Source organism: Clostridium sartagoforme AAU1 (assembly GCF_000401215.1).
Classification (GTDB): domain Bacteria; phylum Bacillota; class Clostridia; order Clostridiales; family Clostridiaceae; genus Clostridium; species Clostridium sartagoforme.
The window spans coordinates 1-1,139 of record NZ_ASRV01000023.1; the positions used below are offsets into that span (position 1 = coordinate 1).

Here is a 1,139-nt window from a genome sequence, read left to right on the forward strand (position 1 = left end):
CTAGTAACAACTCCAGAACCTACAGTTCTTCCACCTTCTCTGATAGCGAATCTTAATCCTTCATCCATTGCTACTTGAGTGATTAATTCAACGTTCATGTCAATGTGGTCTCCTGGCATAACCATTTCCATTCCGTCTGGTAACTTAATTGAACCAGTAACGTCTGTTGTTCTGAAATAGAATTGTGGTCTATATCCATCAAAGAATGGTGTATGTCTTCCACCTTCTTCTTTTTTAAGTACGTAAACTTGACCTACGAACTTGTTGTGTGGCTTAACTGATCCTGCTTTTGCTAAAACTTGACCTCTTTCAATATCAGTTCTTTGAACTCCTCTTAAAAGAACTCCTACGTTATCTCCAGCTTGTGCTTCGTCTAGTAACTTTCTGAACATTTCTATTCCTGTTACTACTACTTTTCTACTTTCTTCTTGTAATCCAACGATTTCTACTTCGTCTCCTACATGAAGAATTCCTCTTTCAACTCTTCCAGTTGCAACTGTTCCTCTACCAGTAATTGTGAATACATCTTCTACTGGCATTAAGAATGGCTTATCTGTTGCTCTTTCTGGTGTTGGTATATAGCTATCTACTGCTTCCATTAATTCAAGAATTGGTGCGATTGCTTTTTCATCTGTTGGGTTTTCTAATGCTACTAAAGCTGATCCCTTTACTACTGGAATATCATCTCCTGGGAAGTTGTATTCTGATAATAATTCTCTAACTTCCATTTCAACTAATTCTAATAATTCTTCATCATCTACCATATCTGCTTTGTTTAAGAAAACAACTATGTAGTCAACTCCAACTCTTGATGCTAGTAGGATGTGTTCTCTTGTTTGTGGCATTGGACCATCTGCAGCTGAACAAACTAATATTGCTCCATCCATTTGAGCAGCTCCTGTGATCATGTTCTTAACATAGTCAGCATGTCCTGGACAGTCAACGTGTGCATAGTGTCTGTTTTCTGTTTGGTACTCTACGTGAGCTGTGTTAATTGTGATTCCTCTTTCTTTTTCTTCTGGAGCCTTATCGATTTCATCATATTTGAATGATTCTGCTAATCCCTTGTTTGCTAAAACTGTTGTGATTGCAGCAGTTAAAGTTGTCTTACCGTGGTCAACGTGACCGATTGTTCCAAT

The 1,139-nt window shown here is 37.9% G+C and carries 1 protein-coding gene; it reads right to left on the minus strand.

The features are described from left to right. A partial coding sequence (gene tuf / locus A500_RS01960) for an elongation factor Tu (protein WP_040436429.1) occupies nucleotides 1-1,139 on the minus strand: 1,139 nt, incomplete at both ends.